This window comes from Hansschlegelia quercus (assembly GCF_004310425.1).
Classification (GTDB): Bacteria; Pseudomonadota; Alphaproteobacteria; order Rhizobiales; family Methylopilaceae; genus Methylopila; species Methylopila quercus.
The window spans coordinates 489,777-509,753 of sequence record NZ_SIUB01000002.1 but is presented as its reverse complement, the minus strand read 5'-3'; the positions used below and the strand labels follow the sequence as shown (position 1 = coordinate 509,753).

The 19,977-nt window shown below is 62.8% G+C and carries 11 protein-coding genes; all 11 read left to right on the top strand.

What is annotated here, in order from left to right; genetic code table 11:
• The first annotated feature begins 8 nt into the window (after window positions 1-8).
• The 11 genes from EYR15_RS06400 (at window position 9) to EYR15_RS06350 (ending at window position 19,698) form a co-directional block, all read left to right on the top strand.
• Window positions 9-641, top strand: a complete 633-nt coding sequence (locus tag EYR15_RS06400; RefSeq protein WP_131002188.1) for a dihydrofolate reductase family protein — start codon at window positions 9-11, stop codon at window positions 639-641.
• A gap of 727 nt (window positions 642-1,368) precedes the next feature.
• The gene (locus EYR15_RS06395; protein WP_131002186.1) at window positions 1,369-5,211 is read left to right on the top strand and encodes a DNA/RNA non-specific endonuclease; all 3,843 of its coding nucleotides are present in this window, start codon (window positions 1,369-1,371) and stop codon (window positions 5,209-5,211) included.
• Window positions 5,212-5,214: 3 nt separating this feature from the next.
• Window positions 5,215-6,375: a trypsin-like serine peptidase gene (locus tag EYR15_RS06390; protein ID WP_131002184.1), complete on the top strand. Its 1,161-nt coding sequence runs from the start codon at window positions 5,215-5,217 to the stop codon at window positions 6,373-6,375.
• Window positions 6,376-6,384: 9 nt separating this feature from the next.
• On the top strand, window positions 6,385-8,523 hold the full coding sequence (locus EYR15_RS06385) for a trypsin-like serine peptidase (protein WP_131002182.1): 2,139 nt from the start codon (window positions 6,385-6,387) through the stop codon (window positions 8,521-8,523).
• On the top strand, window positions 8,520-12,137 hold the full coding sequence (locus tag EYR15_RS06380; protein WP_131002180.1) for a hypothetical protein: 3,618 nt from the start codon (window positions 8,520-8,522) through the stop codon (window positions 12,135-12,137). Before EYR15_RS06385 ends, EYR15_RS06380 begins: the two co-directional genes overlap by 4 nt.
• On the top strand, window positions 12,134-13,183 hold the full coding sequence (locus tag EYR15_RS06375; protein ID WP_131002179.1) for a GTPase-associated system all-helical protein GASH: 1,050 nt from the start codon (window positions 12,134-12,136) through the stop codon (window positions 13,181-13,183). Before EYR15_RS06380 ends, EYR15_RS06375 begins: the two co-directional genes overlap by 4 nt.
• Window positions 13,180-14,106, top strand: coding sequence for a TRAFAC clade GTPase domain-containing protein (locus EYR15_RS06370; protein ID WP_131002177.1), 927 nt, complete (start codon window positions 13,180-13,182; stop codon window positions 14,104-14,106). Before EYR15_RS06375 ends, EYR15_RS06370 begins: the two co-directional genes overlap by 4 nt.
• Window positions 14,103-14,993, top strand: coding sequence for a TRAFAC clade GTPase domain-containing protein (locus tag EYR15_RS06365; RefSeq protein WP_131002175.1), 891 nt, complete (start codon window positions 14,103-14,105; stop codon window positions 14,991-14,993). Before EYR15_RS06370 ends, EYR15_RS06365 begins: the two co-directional genes overlap by 4 nt.
• Window positions 14,986-16,980, top strand: a complete 1,995-nt coding sequence (locus EYR15_RS06360) for a GAP1-N1 domain-containing protein (protein WP_131002174.1) — start codon at window positions 14,986-14,988, stop codon at window positions 16,978-16,980. Before EYR15_RS06365 ends, EYR15_RS06360 begins: the two co-directional genes overlap by 8 nt.
• A gap of 562 nt (window positions 16,981-17,542) precedes the next feature.
• Complete coding sequence (locus EYR15_RS06355; RefSeq protein ID WP_131002172.1) at window positions 17,543-18,184, top strand: hypothetical protein; 642 nt, start codon at window positions 17,543-17,545, stop codon at window positions 18,182-18,184.
• 410 nt (window positions 18,185-18,594) lie between these two features.
• Window positions 18,595-19,698, top strand: a complete 1,104-nt coding sequence (locus EYR15_RS06350) for a S1 family peptidase (protein ID WP_165455436.1) — start codon at window positions 18,595-18,597, stop codon at window positions 19,696-19,698.
• Window positions 19,699-19,977 lie beyond the last annotated feature (279 nt).

Sequence of the window (19,977 nt, the reverse complement as noted above, 5' to 3'; positions counted from 1 at the left end):
GGCCCCTTATGGGCAAGGTGCGCGTAGCGGGTTTCGGCGTATCCATCGACGGGTTCGGGGCGGGCCCAGATCAAGGTTTGGAGCATCCGCTAGGAAAGCGCGGAGGCGAAGTGATGAACTGGTTCTTCCCGACCCGCGCGTTTCGATCGATGACGGGCCAGGATGGCGGGACTGAGGATCGTTTCGCCGATGCCGGCATGAAAGGCTTCGGCGCCTTCATCATCGGCCGAAACATGTTCGGGCCGATCCGCGGCGCATGGCCGGACGACGCATGGAAGGGCTGGTGGGGCGACAATCCCCCTTATCACGCACCGACCTTCATCCTCACCCACCACGCCCGGCCACCGATTGTGATGGAGGGCGGGACGACCTTCCATTTTGTCACAGACGGCATAGAGGCGGCGCTCGTTCAGGCTCAGGCCGCTGCGGGCGACCTGGACGTGAAAATCGGCGGTGGCGTCTCCACGGTGCGTCAGTACCTGCTGGCGGGAGCGATCGATGAAATGCACCTAGCGATCTCCCCGGTCGTACTCGGCCGCGGAGAATCGTTGTTCGCCGGCGTTGACCTGCCGAGCCTTGGGTACAAGGTGACAGAGGCGGTGCCGATGGAGTTGGCCACCCACCTCGTCCTGACCCGCTGACAAACGGAGTGGACCCGCAGCGGCGATCCGGGACAATCGGAAGAACTATTTGCCGCGGCCGAGCACGATGGGGCTCTCATCACAGGCGGCTCCCGGCGGTAGCGGTGACCCCCGGCGAGCAATCCCGATGAGACCGCGTGGCCGAGCGGGCTCCATATAAGCGCCCAATGCCCTGGTGGCCCCGAGGGGCTCAGCGAAGTCGGAACATCGCGCGCTCGAGCCGACGATCATCGAGGGCTCATGGAGCCGTACCGGACGTCCGCTACGTGTCAGGCTGCGACGCCAGCGACCGCCGCTTGGCGCCAGAAGCGGAAATCAGCTGGTCGCCCGAGAGCTGACATTGCAAAAGGCGGAACCCGATCTTTCATGAGGCTGCGGACATCGCAGCACTCAGCCTGGAGCCTTTCTGCGAGCACTTTGCGCGTCCCCGATGACGCCCGCGGGCCCCCGACGTTCTGTCCGTTCAACCTCGACTTACCCACCGTCCGTCGCATCGTGTTCGAGGGGAGCGGGACGCTGCGAATATCAGCAGCCGGTCTCGGCAGCGCCTGGCATGCCATTCGGGCCGCGGCGACATGAGCTGTTCGGCATTATGCCGCCGGCGGCGGCCGACACCTAACCTTCGCACTACTTTTACTTGTGTAAAATCGCGGTCTTCATAGGCTCTCGGGGACGGAGAACACAGCGCTCATTGCGAGGATTAGAGCGGCTTGTGGGGAGGCGCGCGATGAAAATTGATAAAGAGCTTAAACTACTGAATTATTTACAAAAAATTGGGGGTGTAGCAACGATAGAGAAACTCGTCGCGCTGGGCGGCGAGATCGGCGAAGAGGCGTCGACCCCAAATTGGTCGAGCCGAGCGGCCGGGGTAGAAGCCGCTCTCGAGGCCACAAGCAAGCTCAACCGCGGGGCGGCGCTTTCGTCCAACGAGCTTTTCAACCTCGAAGCGATCATCCTGCCGGAGTTGAGGCCCGCCATCCGGATCGTCGGTGGAAGCTACTCTGTCTCACATTCCTCTTGGGTCCATCTCAACAAAGCGGCACCGAAAGGGGTGATCACGGCCGCGCTACAGTCGGTCGGCCGGATCGAACTGCCCGGCCATCCGACGCTTCCCTATGGCGGCACCGGTTTCGTGGTCGGGGACGAACTGCTGATGACTAACCGCCACGTCGCAGAGATCTTCACGAGCGGCCTGGGCCTTTCGGCTCTCAAGTTCCGCCCAGGGCACCACGCCGGAATCGATTTCAAGAAAGAGAGCGAGGACGATCCCGACGAACTGCTGAGAGTGGCCGACGTAGTTCTGATCCATCCTTACTGGGACATGGCGCTGCTTAGGGTCTCCGGTCTTAGAAGGGCGTCGGCGCCTCTAAAGTTAAGCGTCGCCCATCCAGACGATCTGCGGCGAAAGGAGGTGGCTGTCATCGGCTACCCGGCTTTCGATCCGCGCAATTCCGCGTCCGTCCAAGACCGGGTGTTCGGGGGAGTCTACAACGTCAAGCGTCTCCAACCGGGGACCGTGCAGGACAGCCAGACGGTAACGAGCTTCGATCACAACGTCCTCGCGATGACCCATGATAGTTCGACGCTCGGCGGCAATTCCGGATCGGCCGTCATCGACATCGCGAATGGGCACGTCGTCGGGCTGCACTTCGGCGGACGCTACCTAGAGGCAAATTACAGCGTCCCCTCACACGCACTGAATCTCGACTCACGCGTGATCGACGCCGGCGTATGGTTCGCCCACACGCCGTCGCCCGGCGCGAACGCGGGTGACCGAGCCTGGGAGGAGCTCGAAATGCAAGAACGCGCCGTCCGCCCCGACCCGGCCACGCCGCGCATGACGTTCGACCTTCCGATCCGCATCACGATCGAGGCCGGCGCGCCCGCGATGGTGGCGCCACACAAGGCGGCCGGCGACTCGGCGCTCGCGAAGTGGCCGGCTCCCGCCGCCGCTCCATCGACCGAGGCGATAGTCGAGCCGGTCCGCGATCGCGACTACGGGACCCGAAAGGGGTACGACGCCAAATTCCTCGGCGTCGAGATCCCGATGCCGCAGCCGGCGGACAACGCCGACGCGGTGCGGTTTCCAGATGGCGGCGTCGAGATCGCCTATCACCATTTCTCGGTCATCATGCATCGGCGCCGCCGCCTCGCCTGGGTGACGGCGGCGAATGTCGACGCCAATCCGGCACGCAAGCGGCCCGAGTTGCGGCCGGACCATGATTACACCCGCGACGGCCTCGGGGGGATGGGTGACAACGACCAGGAGCGCTGGTTCACGGACCCGCGCATCGCGTCGAACGAGCAGTTGCCGGACCTGTTCTTCAGCAAGGACCGCAAGGCCTTCGACAAGGGCCACCTCGTGCGGCGCGAAGACGTCGCGTGGGGCGGGACCTATGACGAGGTCCGCTTCGCCAATGGCGACACGTTCCATGTCACCAACTGCTCGCCCCAGGTCGCAGGCTTCAATCGCGCCGCGGCGCGCAATTGGGGAGCGCTCGAGAACGTGGTGCTGCGCGCCGCCGCGGCGGAGCGCCTCAACGTCTTCGCCGCACCGGTGCTGTCGGATAACGACCGCGAGTTTAGGGGCGTTGACGAGAGCGGCACGGTGCGTGTGCCGATCCCGTCGCGTTTTTGGAAGGTCATCGTCGCGGTCGCCGACGACAAGGTCCAGACCTTCGGCTTCATGCTCGATCAGGATCTCAGCGCGGTCGAGTGGGAGTTCGCCGTCGAACCGGTGTGGCGCGCCAAGATGCGCACGATCGCGGAGATTGAGGCGGCGGCGAATATTGTCTTCCCGCAGATGGTTCGCGACGGAGACCAGGCCGGCACGGCGCACGGCGAGGCCGTAAGCCGCGATGCGGGGCTGGCCGCGGCTGCTGGCGGTTCGGCGTCACCCTCGGATCCGGCGAACGCGGCCGCCGCAGATGTTCCCATCGATCTCGCGCTCGACGATCTCTCGCCGATCCTCGACGGTTGGCTCCGCCAGCAGGAGCAAGGCGGCGTCAAGGACGATGTCCGGATGACGCTGAACTTCGAGGGTGACGCGCCGGACGACGCCACGACGGCTGCGGCGCTGTCGTCGGCTCTGCGGCTCACGCTCGACGTCCAGGCGCTGTTTGACGAGACGCCCGAGCTACAGAATCACAGGCTGCTGCGGATACCGGGCGTCTCGCGGATCGACCGGCCGGATCTGTTCGACCTCGCGCGCGTGGTCCGGCGGATCAGCGGCGCGTCGACCGTCGATCCGGATCTCGGAACCGATTTCTTCGATGGCGACCGGCCTGCAACGAGATCTGTGGGGCCGGAAAGCGGAGGGCTGACCTTCTGGTGCTGGGCCGACGACGACGACAGCCCGGCCGACAAGGACTGGGCGATTAAGACCACGAAGGTGCCCGAGGCTTGGGCTCTATCGCAGACCAAGGGAAAAGCGGCCGAGGGCAAGGGCGTCCGCGTGTTCCAGCCGGACACCGGCGTCATCGCCAAACACAGCGAGCTCGGCGCCGGCCTCCATGAGGCCGCCGGCGCGGCCAACTTCGTCGAACTCGGGCAGCCGGGCGCGCTCGATCCGTTGGCGGGCGGATCGAACCCCGGCCATGGCACCGGCACAGGCAGCGTCGTGGTTAGTCCCAAGGCCGGGATCATGCGCGGCGTGGCCCCGCAAGCGGCGCTCACGCCGATCCGGTGCGTCCGGTCCGTCGCCGTCTTCGATCAGAGCCCGGTGGCGCAGGCGATCAACCATGCCCGGCTGAAGGGCGCGCATGTCATCACCATGAGCCTCGGCGGCATTTCCAGCGCCGCGCTACGCGCCGCGGTGCAGGCGGCCGTCAAATCCAACATCATCGTGCTCGCGGCGGCTGGCAACTGCGTGGGCGAAGTCGTCTGGCCCGCCCGGTACCCCGAGGTGATCGCGCTGGGGGGCGTCAATGCGGCCGGAAAGCCGTGGCGTGGGTCGTGTTCCGGCCCAAGCATCGCGGTGTCGGGCCCGGCCGAGTTCGTGCTGCGGGCCGACGCGCGCAATCTGGCCGGGCCGAACGCGGCGTCCGGAGGCCAGGGCACTTCGTTCGCGACCGCCCATATGGCCGGCGTGGCGGCGTTGTGGCTGGCCCATCACGGCCGCGACGAGCTGATCGCGAAGCTCCCGCCGGGTCGAACCCTGCAGGAGATGTTCCGCGCCGTCGTCCGCCTGTCCGCGAAGGTCCCCAGCGGATTCGACACCGCGAACTACGGGGCCGGCATCGTGGACGCCGAAGGGGCCCTGAAGCGAGAGCCGCTCGCCGCGCTGAACGCGGTGGCGCCCGAGAGGGGTTCGGGCGTTCTCGATCAGTTGACGGGCCTGCTGGACCGCGTCTTCGGAGCCGGATCGTCGGAGGCCGCGGCACCTGCGCTTGGCGACAGCCAGAACTATCCTGAACTTGCCACCGCCGCCTTCGAGAGGTTGCGCGCCAGCCGCACCCGGCTAGCGTCCAGGGAAGCCATGCCGCCGACGGGCCTGTCTGCAGGCTTGAGAGAGGCTTTGGGCCACGGTACCGAGCGGTTCGCGCGCGCGCCGCTGCCGGAAAGGGCGTGATCGATGAACGATCAGGTCAATGAACCGAGCGCGACAGCAAGGCGAGCGCGCCTGTTCCTCGACAAGAGGTCCGCCGGTTCAGTCGGCGGCAGGCATGAGGGCACGCAGGGGCGGTGCGGACCGCCCAACAAGGACGACGCCGCGTTGATCGCCAAGCAACTCGACGCCGCTTCATCAGGCACCAAGCTCGAAGGGCTCGCCGGCATCGCGGCCGGGGCGATGAGCGGAAAAAAGGAAATGGACGGACTCGCGCGAAGCCTGGTGACACGCGCCGTCAAGGCGTCGGAAGCGCTCGCCGAAGGTCAATCCGCAGACGGGCTGTCCGCTCACGATCTTGTGGCGCTCGAGGCCGTCATCCATGTTCGCGGCCGTCCTGCCGTGCGCGTCGAAGGCCAGGATCTGGAAGACATGCGCCGGTACCCTGGCGCCAGCATCTGGACGCTCATCGCCGACAACAATCGCGAAGCGATCATGGCGGCGGCGAACGCGACTGCCGCAGTCCGCGTGGTCGACCTGCTCGCCGGACGCATGTCTTGGGTGCAGGGCACCGCCTGGCTGATCGCGCCAAACCTCGCCATCACAAACCGGCACGTGGTGTTCCCCCCGCTAGGCGGAACAAGGCTCGCGCGGCGTATTCCCGGAACTACTGCTGCGAAATTGCGTAAAGACCTTGAGGTGATGCTCGATTTCGCCTTCCACGACCTTCCGCCGCGCCAAGTGGCTTATCGCATCGTCGATATTCTGTTCGTAGCGGAGGACGGGGACCCTGTGGACGCCGCCATACTGAGCGTCGAACCGCTCAATCATACCGCGGGCGTTCTGGGCGTCAGCGCCGAACCTCAAGCCGAACTCGAGCGCCTCTATGTCGTCGGTCATCCGGGTCTTATGCCCAGTATCCCGAAAGACGTCCGCGCGGTGTTTGGCGACCCGGATGAGAAGAAGCGCGTGAGCTTTGGGCAGGTCATGGAACGGTCCCTGTCTCCGCCGGGAGACATCCTTCATGATGCCTCGACGATCGGCGGGTACTCCGGCGGCTGCGTGATGGAGTTCTTAGCTAAGGACGCGGTGGGGCTGCATTACTGGGGCGACACCGCCGAAGGTAATCGCGCCATCTCCGCAGCGGCCATACGCGCGCATCCGCAACTGGGCCGTTTTCTCCCCTAAGGTCGCAAAATGGCTTTGCAGCAGAACGACATCGACGTCATCGCGAGAGCCATCGCGGAAGCCGTGCCCGAGGATTTGCTGGTGCAGGTGGTCGCCCGGCAGAACCAGATCCCCGACCTCGACGATCTGCGGAAGACGGCGGTCGACGCCGATCGGGGGCGATTGTACGCGCTCGCGGCGGCGGTCCTGTCGCAGTACGACGCTAAGGCCCGCGTGCACGAACTGCTGCTCGAGCTTTACAGAAAGGTCGATTGGAGCCCGACCTTTCTGCGGACTATCGACCCCTTCGCCGTCGACCCTGGACTGACCGACGATATGCGGCAGGCCCTGCACCGTCGCCGGGATCATTTCATCAGCAGTCCCAATCTCATGCGCTTCGCGAGGGAATTCGAGCCGCGCATCTGCTGCATTATCGGCTCTTACCTAGATAATGATCAAAAGATATCGCCGATCGGCGGCACCGGCTTTCTGGTCGCGCCGGATCTTATCCTCACGGCGGCGCACGTTTTCGAACGCGCGATCGCGGCCATTGGCGAAAGCGAAGTGCCCAAGCGCTGCGCGGTGTTTTTCGACTATATCGATCCGCCGGAAATCACGGATCATTCCGTGCTTCGAAACGCGGTCCGGCGCGTGGAACTCGCCGACGACTGGCATGTCCAGGGCAGCAGTTCGCTGCCGGACGATGGATCTGTCGACATCACCTTGCCCGGCCGCGATACAATCCTGGCCAACAACCTTGATTTTACACTTGTTCGCCTCTCCGAGGCGGTCGGGCTGGAGTCGATCGAGCTCTCCGGAGGCCGTCGGCGCCATTGGATTGAGCTTCCGAAAACCTATCCGCTGCTCGGCGTCGATAGCTACGTGATCATCGCACAGCATCCCAGATCCTATCCCCGCATGGTTGGGTTCGGCCGCTACGTGGCGGTTTACAAATCCGTGTCGCGCTTCTGGTACGGAACAGAAACCGACAAGGGCAGCTCCGGCGCGCCCTGCCTCACCCGCAATCTCGCGCTCGTCGGGCTGCACAACGCCGAATACAACCCGACCAAGTTTCCGGAAAAAGGCGTCAACCAAGCGGTCCGGATCGATCTTATCGCACAGCAGATCGCCTCAAAGGTCAGCGAAGCCATCCAGACTAGAGGCACGCTTCCGACGTCCTCGCTGATCTGGAACCTCGCGCCGCCAGCCTCGCAACCTCGCCTCGTGATCGGCCGCTTGGTATATCTGAGGTGGCTAGACCAAGCGATCGCAGGGCGGGCGACTGTGCGCGCTGACAGGATTTATGCCGCCGATGCGCCAGACGAGGGCGCGGGCAAGACGTTCTCGACAGAAATTCTGCGGCACGCGCTTTCGGCGAACCCCGAACAGAGACTCGTGGTCTTCGGAAGCCCGGAAGAAGGCATGCCGACCCGGATCGAGGACATGATCCGTGTGCTGGCCGATCATCTCGGCGTTCCGGCGTCGAAGCTGAACGAAATGCCCAAGCGGCCCGGCGTCGAGCTGCCGACAGCGGCCGCAGATGGCGACAAGTTTAATCGCTGGGCATCGCAGACCATGCCGGAGTGGTTAGCGAGGACGCTGGACGAAACCCGCCCCCCGCCGCGGGACGTTCGCGCGGAAGCCATCCGGGAGAGGGAGCGGTTAAAGACGACGGGTCAGCCGATCCCGCTCGACCTCGCGATGAGCGCCGACAGCGCTGAGCCGATCCTGGTCGAGGACGGCTGGCGTTCCGCATGGATAGTGTTCGATCGACTCAACGAGACGCGGCTCGCGCCCGAATTGCTCGAGCTCGTCGCCGGACTGTCAGGCGCGCGGATCGACGAAGACCAGACGTCAAAAACGCTGAAACGGCTGAGATGGGTTTTCTTAGGCTATCGGCCCGACTGCTTCGCACAGGGACATGTGACCGTCGAACGTCTCGACCCCGCCCTAGTCAGCGCAGCCGACGCCGAACTCCCACTTCGCAACGCTTGGTCGAGCCGAGGACAGGACCTGCCTGACGCACAGCTCGGCAAGTTCCTGGAGCTTTTCGGCGCGGTGATACAGGCTTTGAATGATGCCGGTGCCGCATCCCAGGGAAAACTCGTGGCGCTTCAGGGACTTCTAGGAAGCATGGTCAACATTTTCCCGCCGCCGAATGTGAAATGATCACTAACCAGACCAAATCGATATTGCAGATTTTGGCGAACGACAGGTCGCTTGCCGAGACGCTCGAACGCCTTGGCGGCAAAGAGCTTCTGTCAAGCTTTCAGCAGGTCGCCAGCGAGTCGGCGCGGCTCGCGGACTCTATGCTGATCCCCAGCCTGGGAAGGAGCGGAGTGGAGGCGGCGCTGCAACTGACCTTCGATCCCTCGTCTTTACGCACAGACGGCGACTCAGTATCGGCGGCGCTGCTCGCCGGATCGGACGCGGTCACGTCGGACACGAGGCGACGCTTGCGGTTGCGCAACGACGCGCGGGGCGAAATCCTGCGCCAAAGTCGCACTCACGGTGCCCTTAAGCCGATCCTTTCCGAAACGGCTTCGTCGGACAAGAAAACGCTCGCTAATCTTGGCTCGGCCGACGCAAAGCCGCAGGACCTCGCGTCGGTCTGGCTGCGATCCTATCTGCGAGAAGACGCCCCGAGGCTCGAAGGCGCCGCCCCCGAGCATGTCCAAGCTGCCGCCGAGGCCGCCGCGGCCTTGTCGTCGGTCAAGGATCTCACGACCAATCTGCCGACGTCTGACGAGATCGCGCGTCTCCTCGCCCTCGCAGAGTTCAGGAGGCCGCTCGAGCTTCTCGTGGGCGCACCAAACGGCGGCGGCGATCGCTTCGCGGGCCGAGAGGACGAACTCAAGCGTCTCCGGGGCTTTGTCGATGTCCTCGCCTCGCATTCAGTCAGCGAAGCGGTGACGCGTAGCTTCACCCGCGTGACGCGCACTGCAGCGACGTTTTTAAACGATGGATCCGCACGTGGCCTCACCGTCGTGGCGGGCGGCGGTCTCGGCAAATCAACCCTGATGGCGAAGTTTGCGCTCGACCATTTCCTTGGACCGGTTCGGCCTCTGCCTTTCATCTACTTCGATTTCGATCGCGCTTCGCTGCAGCCGAAGGACCCGGCCCAGCTGCTCATCGAAGCCGCGAAGCAGCTTGGCGCCCAATTTCCAAGCCGAGCGGACGACCTGAGCCGCCTGCGTCGCGACATGCGCCAATGGATCGTGGACCGGGAGTGGGCTTCGTCGGCCGCCGATACAGATCCTGGACTGAAAGAACGCGCCAACCCGACCCGGTTGAGGACCTTCTTTGACAGCTTCCGGGAGACGTTGCGGGGGGCGGCATACGAACAGGGGGTCGCTCTCCTGGCGCTCGACACGATGGAGATCGTCCAGAGCGTGCCAGAAGCCGTCGAAGGTATTCGACAGTTCATCGAACGGCTTTGCAATCAGCCGTTTCCGGAACTGCGCATCGTTGCCGCGGGACGGGCCGAAATCGTCGAACTTTCCACAATCCGCGGGCTGACGATGGAACCGCGACCCATCGAGCTGAAGGCGCTCGACGTCACCGACGCCCGGCTCATGGTGGAAAGGCTCGGCGCCGCGCTGATGGGCAATGATTGGGAGGAACGTCGGTGGGCGAAACGGATCGTCGGCTCCCGCACGGATCCCGAGCAGCGGCGCGAGCCGCTCACCCTGCGGGTGAGCGTGGAGCTCGTGCGCGACACCGAGCCTCAGCTGCGCGGCAAGGTGGTGGAAGAGATCGGCGAGTTGGGGCAGAGCGCCTCGGAGAATTTCGTTGGGGCGATTTTCTTGAAGCGGATGCTGGACCACGTCCCGACCGAGCTAAAGGCGCTCGCGTGGCCCGGACTCGTCGCGCGCAAGATCACCCGCGACTTATTGAAACGCGTGATCGGACCAATTATCGAGGCGCCGCAGGACGATATCGATCGGCTGTTTGACCGTTTGGCCCGCGAGATCTGGATCGTCGAGCGCGACGGGGAGACGCTGATCCATCGAGCGGACCTGCGAGGGCGCACGCTGCCGCTGATGTGCCGACACGATCCGGTGAAATTCAAGAAGCTCGTCGACGCCCTTCTTTCGCATTACCGGGCCGAGGGCGACGAGGCCGAAGCCGCCTATTACCGGCTGCTCGCCGGCGACGATCCAACCTTTCTCGCCGCCGAAACGCCTGGTGAGATCGTGGACCGGCTGGGCCCGTCCGCGGACGACTTCTCGACGGCGTGGGCGCAAAAGGACCTGCCGCACGCCGCAACCGTGAGAGCCTATCTGCGAAGCCGCGCCAGTCCACTGATGCCGGTCGATGCCTTCAAGCTGCTCCCGGCGGAGTTGGCCTACACCCATCTGGCGCGCGTCGGCGCCGGACTGCGGCGTCTGGAAGGGCGAAGGGTGCAGGCTTGTCTCGTAGCTCTTCCAAACTCGCCCGTCATTTTCGAGCGTATGCCAGCCTCCGTCCGCATTGCCCGGCAGTCAGTGTTGATCAAGACGGGCCGCTGGCGCGAACTCGATCCATCTGAATTGCTCGTTCCGACCGAGGCGCATGACGCTGTCTCGCTGGCATGGTTCGTCGGACGGGCGACGTCGGAGTTGGCCTCACCACGCGCGTCGGAATTAATCGAGGGGCTTCTATTCCATATCGAGCGCAGGAAGACGTCGTTCGATTGGCGCGTCCCGGCCTATCTGCTCGCCTTGGCCAAGGACAGGGACGCCGCGCTCTATGCGCATTGTGAGGGTCATCTGCTACGCGGACTACCGCTAGCGAGCGGTGGATCGGGGGACAGAGCGGCTCTGCGCGCGGCGCTAACGGTCGCCGATAAAGCGTTCGCTAACTTGGCGCATCACTGGGCCGCGCTCGCTGTCGATAATGATCCGGGCACAGTTTCGAGCGGGGAAGCCCGTGCGCTTATTGATCTGTCGCGAGAGACGACACTCGGGGAAAAACTTAGGGAAATGCCCTCACGTTGGGCCGAGGGTCTCGGAAGGTTGGCCGAGCTTCAGGGCGGAAGCGACGGGCAGAGCACCGGACCGAGACGCCAAGCGGATTCTCCTGCGATGCGTCTCGTCGCACAGTGGCTGCTGGAACATGGGAATAATCCGATTATCCCGCATGTCGCTCTTCGCCGACTGTTCGCGGCGCGGCAGGAGGACTGGATCGTACCGGTTGGCTATGCCGTCCATGCGACATTGAGGGATCGCGGATCGGTACCTGCAAGAGAGAAAGCTGAAGAAATCGACTTGTTCGTCAACGATCTCGACGCTCGAGGTCCAGTAAGTTGGGTTTCGAACCTCGATGCGATCCTCTCGTCGCCGCCGAGACCTCCGAGCTTGACCGACGGCATCGCCGCGACGCGGAGGGCGGACGAAGCGGGAAGCCTCCTAGAACTGGCGACACGGTCGCTCGACCAATCCTCGCCGATATGCTCTGATCTTTCCGCCTGTATCGCCCGCATCAGTCGCGCTCTCGACCACTCTGAGATCGCCGATGCCATCTTAGCGCCAAGGAAAAACGAGTTCGAGATCCTCTCGGCCGAGCAAAGACTTAGCCCGGAAACAATGACAAGGCTGCGCGAGCTCGGGATCCGGTTTTACGGACTGACATTTAGTCAGAAATCCGAAATCGTCGGCCGCCTTGCCTTGCTCGAAGACAACGACATCGCGCAACCAGATTTCGAGCGGTTCAGGCGGGTCTTCATCCGAGCCAGCGAGCGCGGCAAGCTCGCGGATCTCGAGCAAGCAATAACAGAAGCTGAAGGGCGCACCGATAGATGAGCAGCATTGATTTCGCCGACCGGTACGCGCTTGGCGGCCTCCAGCCCACTGCCGAGATTATCAACCTTCGCGAATTGTCGGCCACGCGCGTCCAAGAAGACGCGACGGACGAACAAAAGCTTGATTTGGTAGGCGCGTATTACGGCTTGAGGCCCGATCTTACATGGTTCCGTGACGAGCTTCGCAAGGAGGATTTGACGTTCTCCCTCGTCACAGGAGAGCGCGAGGCGATAATCGTAGCGGCCGCGATACTGGGAGCGAGCGTCGCCGCGGGCGATGCCGTCTCGATCCTTGGGCTAGTCGCGGGATCGGTTCAGGGCAAAAGGTCGCCGACGGAAGCTGTCGGGCTTGTCGACGAAGCTCGATTAGCGTTGAAGCAACGAGCGGTTACGAACAGGATCCCGCAATCCATCGTCACGCCGATTAAGCATAGCGCGACCCCAAAGCTCGCCGAGACGATCGAAGTAGCCGCTGACATTCCGCAAGTGGTTGCCGCCCTTTCAAAAACCCGCGGAGAGAGTCAGGAATCTGATAGGGTCGTCGCGAAGCAGGTGACGGACGCGGTCAGCGCGCTCAATGCGAACTTCAATTATCTTCGCGAAGAATCGCAGATTTTGTGGTGGCTGTTTGGAGAACACAGCCGCTCATCGGGAAAGCCGTTCGACAGCCTTCGCCCTGCGCAGGCTGCCCTGCTCGGCGGCATCGAGCTCGGTGAGCTGTGCACGACGTCGTATCTTGGTCCGGTGGCGGCGCCGGCAGTGCTTGAGCGAGTACTTCGGAGCGCGAAGAAGGACAGCAAATCGATCTCACTTGCTTTGGCCGTCGACGGCCTTAGCGCTGATCTTGACACGCTCAGTCTCGAAATGCCGCTGCGCCCTGGGATCTGTCCCGTCCTGACCGCGCTGAACAAAGCTCGAGAGATCGGTGGGGGTGGCTGGGTGCAGGCGTTTGAGTCTGCAACGGGTCTCGACGCCCATATGGAGTTCAAGGCGAGCGAACTCGCCGAACAGGTCTTCTACGAGCAGTTGCTCGAGTCCGCACTATGATCGAGGAGAAAGACACCGATCTTGACGTATTCGACCAGGCCAAACCAGAAGAGACCTCTCCAACCGACACAGAGCGGCTCTGGCTTCCGCACGCGGATCTACTGACGATCGAGGACGCCGACGCTCTGATGCGTTGGCGGGCCGCGAATGTCGTGGCGGTGATCGGAGAGCGGTGGGCTGGCAAGACCACGCTCGTGACGGAGATTTACGAACGCTTTCTTCGCGGGCCGTTTGCGGGACTGCACTTTGCTGGAAGCAGGACGCTCGCCGGCTTTGAAAGGCGATGCTATTTCGCGCGCATGATCACGGGCGCGCCCATCCCGGACACCGAGCGGACCTCAGTCCGCGAAGGGCTGCGTTTCTTTCATCTCGGCTTAGCAACCGACAGCGGGCAAGACCGCGTCGACCTTCTGATCACCGAGCGCGCAGGTGAAAGCTATCGAGCTATCCGCGACAACACGGCAAAGGTTGAAGGCTTTTTGGAGATCGTAAAGGCCAGGACGCTCGTCTTCGTTCTAGACGGAGCTCGTCTAGCTGACGATTTAAGACGAGAAGAGACACTGACTTCGGCTCGCCAGCTCATTCGGGCGGCCGCCGACGCGGACGCAGTTCCCGAGCATGTCGAAGTTCAATTGGTGACCACCAAGATCGACCTGCTGCAGGCGGCCTCCCTCACTCACGCCATAACAGCGATCGAGACATTCGAGCAGCGGACAAAAGACCTCTATGCCGGCCGCTTCGCCAAGGTGACCAGCTGGCGCACAGCTGCGAGAGATCCCTCGGGACAGACGGCCCCGGCATACGGCATGGACGCAATGCTCCGTAGCTGGTTGACCCCTCCCGATCCGCCGGGGGCCCCAATTCCAGAGTTGAAGCTTGACGACGAGTTTGATCGCTTCCTGTTACGGAAACGACGAGCATGAATTCCAACTTCGTCATCATAGGGTTGCCCGGCTCCGGCAAGACTACGTTCCTTGCCGCGCTCTGGCATATCGTCGAGGCCAACGAAAAACCTTGCCTGTTGAGGCTCGAACGGTTCGAAGGTGACCAGACCTATCTAAACAAGATCTCCGAGGCTTGGCGCACTTTTCAGCCGGTCGAGCGGACGTCCCAGACAGGCGACACGGACGTGGTGATGCATCTCGTCGACGACAGCTCCGGCACCCAAGCCGCGGCTTTCTTTCCGGACGTCGCAGGCGAGAGGTTTTCAGACCAGGTCGAGGCGCGAAGGAGCCGCCGCATCTTCGTCGACAACGTTGCTGAATGCGATGGCGTCATGCTGTTCATTAACGCCAACTCCAAACAAGACTTCCTCTCGATCCTTGAGCTCAACGCCCAGCTGCCGCCCGAGCCACCGGCCACAGACAGTGATCCAGAAGACAAGACAGCCCAGGAGAGCTGGTCGGACGATGATGAGGAGGAAGAGCTTGTCTGGGAGCCCAAGGAGACGCCCGGCTCCGTTCGGATCGTGCAAATCCTAAGCGACCTGCTGCGAGCGCCGTTCGAAGTCAGACGGCGACGACTGGCTCTCGTCATTTCTGCCTGGGATCTAATCGTTCCGTCGGGTCGCACGCCTGCTCAGTGGATTGCCGGCGAGATGCCCCTTGTGGATCAGTTCCTGCGCACGAACCGGGACTTCTTCGACAGCCGCTTATACGGGGTCTCAGCGCAGGGCGTCGACTTCAAGGACGAAGCGGCGGTGCGTGAAGCTGCGAAGAAAAACCCCAGTGAAAGGATCATGATCGTCGACGTTGGCGAACCCGGCCACGACATCACTGTTCCGCTGCTCTGGCTCATGACCGATGGCTGACGAAGCCGTTATCAAAATCGACCAGTGCCTGTTCGGATATTCGGACGGCCATCGGCTTCTGGCGTCATCAATCAGGCTGCCGGCGGATCTGGCCTCGGACCTGACGGCTGCGAGCGATCTCGCGCCAGGGACGCGTTTCGCAAGCGCGTCCGTTGGCTACTGGACCGGATTCCCCATCCCAACGCTGTCGCGCTACGGCCTGATGCACACTTGGCCAGCTCCCGAAATGCCCCGGCCTGGATGCGTCTGGACCCACCTGCTTCTGCTCGAGCCCTCGCTGCTCGAGCAGGTAAGCGATCTGTCCTGCTTCGAGGCGCTGATCCGCAAGCCCGGATCCCGAGACGCCCACGCCCGATATGCTCGTCGGATCGAGCTGCATTCCCGTCCCGGTGACAATCGTCCATGGTCGGACACAACAATCGAATTCGACCGCAACAGAACGATCGAGCTGCTTGAGGTCCTCTACGGCGGCGTCCACCGTTCCGTCGAGGTCGCCAGACCCGGCGAAGTTGATCGGCTGATACTTGAGCTCTGGTCGCAGCAGTGGCCGCGGCTCCGGCGAAACTTTCGGTTCCAGACCGCCGCGTCGACCGGAACAGACAGCACTAGCTCGTCCTTCGACCTTACGTTGACTAGCGTCCGATGCTCCGATGACAAACCAAACGCTCCTGCCCCGAAGACAGAGCCATGGCTGGTCGCAGCAGCAGACGACGTCATGCCCAGTTCCTCCCACGAGTTGCGGACATTTCTCTGGCGATACGGACAGGACGTAAAACGCCAGCGCGGATCGTTCCGCCCACTCGTTCAGCTGTTCATTGCCTCGAAGGAGACCAAACGGACGCCGAGCACATACATCCTTGCCTCTGTTACGAACGCGTTCCCAGAGATCAAGGACGCCTCGACGCTCAAGAGCGATCTGATCAACGGCGCTCTCTTTGCCGAAAGCCAGGTAGACGCCCTCCTCTATCTCTGCGAAATCGATCGAGGGCGCAGCCTTCCGCAACCATCCGATGATGGGCTGGCTAGAGTCGCGCGGTCCTGGCCTGCGCGGTCTACCGACATGATGCGCCTTGCGGAATGGGCGGCCACGCACCCGGGGAGGCTGGCCGACGCGTTGCTCACGACAGTAGCGCAGGTGGTGCCGGAAGCCGACTTCTGGGACGTGACAGTAGGTTTCCCCGAAATGCGTCGCCGGTTGGCGGCGAACCATCCAGACGTGCTGGATTCCGAGCATATCGCAGGGCTCGAAACAGAAAGCCTCCTAGTGCTTCTCGATGCTATCCCGGAAGGTCACAGGGTCGGGGGGGCGCTAGTCCGGCGGTTGCCTTCTCCCATTTCAGATGCGGTCGTAAAGAAAGCCGTCGAGAAATTTTCGGTGCCCGTTCTTGGCCAAGCGATCGAGAAGGCGAACCTTTTCGGGGCGCAGTCGTCCGAGGTCTGGCTATCTGCCCTGGCGGCTGCTCCATCCCGTGTCCTCGACGCAAAGGTCTTCCGAAGGATCGACAGAACCTCAATCCTGTCGACGCTTGCTGATGCGATGGGGTGGCTCAGCGAGGAAGTAGTAAAGGCGGGCCTTGACCCCTGGGCTGCTGCCATCAGAAACGTCCAGGAAGACCTCGATACATACGAGAGAGACGAACTCGAGGCCTTTCTGTTTGCCCTGGCGACGATCGTCGGCGGCCAATATGCGCCGCAGATTTTTGAACGGTCGTTTACCTACCTACATCACAGAATGATGGACTCGTACCTTTCTTGGCGAGCCGAGCGAATTCTAAATCCGGTCTTGCCTGATATCAGCATATTCAAAAATTGGGACAAAGCCCTCAAATTACGTCTGGCTGTATCGATAGCATACGTACGCCATGACCTCGATACATCAAGTTTCGGTAGGCTCCTAAGTGACGGCAAGGAGCTAAAATTGCTCCGGAAAGCTGCAGATGATGTTCCCGGCGGGCACCGGCTAAGCAAAGCCGTGCATAGCAACTGATTGACCTCGATGTTCTGGCCGCTGGAATGAGGGGTATATTGGTCTAGGAGACGTCGGCGCACCAGAATTCGAAACCTAGGCTTCCTGTCGGACCAGATCACGGACGGCCGCCGCAACCTCGCCGGGGTAGCGGTTCCACAGAAAGAAAAAGGAGGTGTCGCGTCAGGGGCCGGCAACGCTGGAGATGCGGTCGCTCTAATTTGGCGCAAAGCGGGCACCTCGAACGTCAACTATGGGTCAGCACGCGAAGGAGCCTCGCCGCCGTTTTGCGCCAGAAGCTGACATTCGGTTCCGCGCCAGACCAGACTTTCGCTCACACCCTACAAGCGGGCACTGAGCCGGCAGCCAGCGCGTCTGCACTTGATCCCATGACAGACGTCAGGAACGTTTACTTTTGGGCGGCAATCCGCTTTTCGCTTTTCATCCAACGCTGAACGTCTGCTCCCGGACCTCCAAACAATGCCCGCAATCCAAACATCAATCATCTTGACCACCACAGATGGTCGCTATGAGAGTTAGGGGCTTATCCGTCTTGGGGGCGCAGCAAGGTCGGGAGAGGTGGATGTTGGATCAGCCCTTTGAGGATGGTCACGAATACGTTGTTCTCCCTGAAGAGGCGCTTGAGTTCCTACCGCAGCACTGGCGTGATCAGATGCAGGAGATCGTCGATGACGGTCGTGCAGTCCTGAGGTCAGTAGACAATGAGTTGTCCAGCCTCTCGCGGCTTACACGTTCGCTAGGTACCTTAGTGACACTGAAGCATATTCAGAGTCGCCTTACGCTATATCGGTTCGCACCCACAATGGAGGCTATTCTCGAGCTGGATATGCTGACGACGGCCTTTGTCGTCACCTATGCACGCCTACACCAGGGCGGCGGGGGAAGCGGCTTCGGACGCGGCGCCCTCCCAGAACGGCTTCGACCGATTCATGACGACATCATCGATCTTCGCAACAAGCGCTTCGCGCACAATGCCGGACATCACAGCGTCTCTGACGCGTTAGAAATTGGGTTCGGAGACGGCCGCTTCGAGATCAAGCTTGGCCTCGCACTCGGCTTCCACGTCGGTGGCCCGCGGGAATGGCTAGAGCTTGTCAAGTTCATCGACGAGCTGATGGCGGATCGAATGGAAAAGGTTCGAGCGCGACTTGAGGCGAAAACCGGTCGACCGTGGGAGATGCCCAAAGGACCTCCTCCGACATAGTCGCTTCACGGATCACCCTTTCGCCCTGGGACGGTGGGAGCTCGATCGGTAGCGCTCGCTGCACTCGCCTTTAATGATCAACCACCCGCTAATCGCGATGCGGGACTACCCTTTCCAAGCAGCGATCGTTGTAAAATCGCCGGAAAAAGCGGGCCTCGATTTGAGCGTTTCGCTCCCACATCCGTACATAGATCGACGATCAGCGGGAGCTTGTTGCTCACGAGGCATCGCAATAACGCGACTGCGGCCCTTTTAGGACATCCTCCCGCAATGATCGGGACCACGCTCGCGGCCTACAACGTTACCCGACAACCGCTGACGAGCCTCTCTTGGCGGCCGAGCCATGTCATGTACGCCGGCGCTGACCCGGCGAGATTGCCATGGCCGCGTCTAACGAAAGGATGCGACTGATGCCCCTCAAGCCAATCACGGTCCGGACCTGCGAGGCCATCGCCCGGGGAGAGGCCGGTCTCCCGGCGCTGCCTGAGAACGGGCAGACGTCGGCGCTGTTTGACTATGAAGATCCGATGGGAGCTCGCTGGGCCGTTTTTCCGGTCTTCCGACAGGGTGAGGACGGTCGACTGACCGGGCTGGGCACAGCCTTCGCGCTCGACCCCTGGGGTGCTCTCATGAGCGCGCACCATGTGTTCGCCGAGATGGAGCGATGGGTGCCGCTGGCGGCCGCCGCAGTCGAAGCCGGCCCGGCCGGCGCGCCTCGCTACACGATGGAGGCGCCGGCGGATCGTGGCTTCCGCGTGCTTTTGGGAGTAGGGCTGGTGTTCGGCCGACCAAGAGTCCCAGAGGGCGGTTTGGCACCGATCACTCGGTATGCGTGGCTGGGGCTTCCCGGTGACGATCCTCTTGCGGCGCTGCGCGGAGAGCCCGACGTCAGGCCTCTGGATCTCGTCATGATGGAGGCGCGCATCCATGCTGAACGGCGCTTGGAGTGTCTGCCCCTCCGCCGATCTCCGGTCGGCCCGAGGCCTGGTGAAACCGTGCTTGCGATCGGGTTTCCCGAGATCAGCGCCTTCGAGGGCGACCGCGCCGAAGCCGTCGTGGTGGGGGCCCGGATGAAAGCCGCCTACGGTGAGGTCGTCGCGCTGTATCTCGAAGGGCGGGGCGGCGTGCGCGGAACGCCAATCTTTGAGGTCCAAGCGGATTGGCCCGGAGGCATGAGCGGCGGGCCGGTGTTGAACCTGCGTGGCGAGGTCGTCGGCGTGGTGAGCCGGTCGATTGCCGCGGCGAACGGCGGCGAGCTCGGTACCGGGGTCGCGACATGGATCGAGCCTTTGCACCAGCATCTCAGCGCCTATGCGCCGACCCTTCACCCGGACGATCCGCTGGCGCGGCTCGCTCCGTGCATTCATAGCGGGGACGACATCGCAGGATTGTTCCGCGATGAGGCGTCGGCCCGCGCCGAAGCAGAGCGTCTGGGAGCGGATTACGCGGTCAGCCAATGCATCGTTCGTGCGGACGCAGTTGGCTTCCCTCAACTCTTTGCCGCACGACCGTGACGGCTCGAGCGATAACCGAGGCCTACCTGCCTGTAGCGCGTCCCTAGGGTCTCAGCCGACCCTTTCGCGGCGGATGTCTTCCGGGCTGAGGGTTCATCGTTAGCCGGATTGGCCTGCGCCCTCTCGCCGGCGTCTTGAGGCCTTGATGAGCTGATCGAGAAAGGCGAGATCGGCTTCGAACTCGGCGGACCCAGGCACCTGGACGGTTTGCGACTGCGGATTATCGTGGCTGAAGGTGTTGGCCGTCGTCATGCCGACGTGGAACTGGATCGCCAGTTC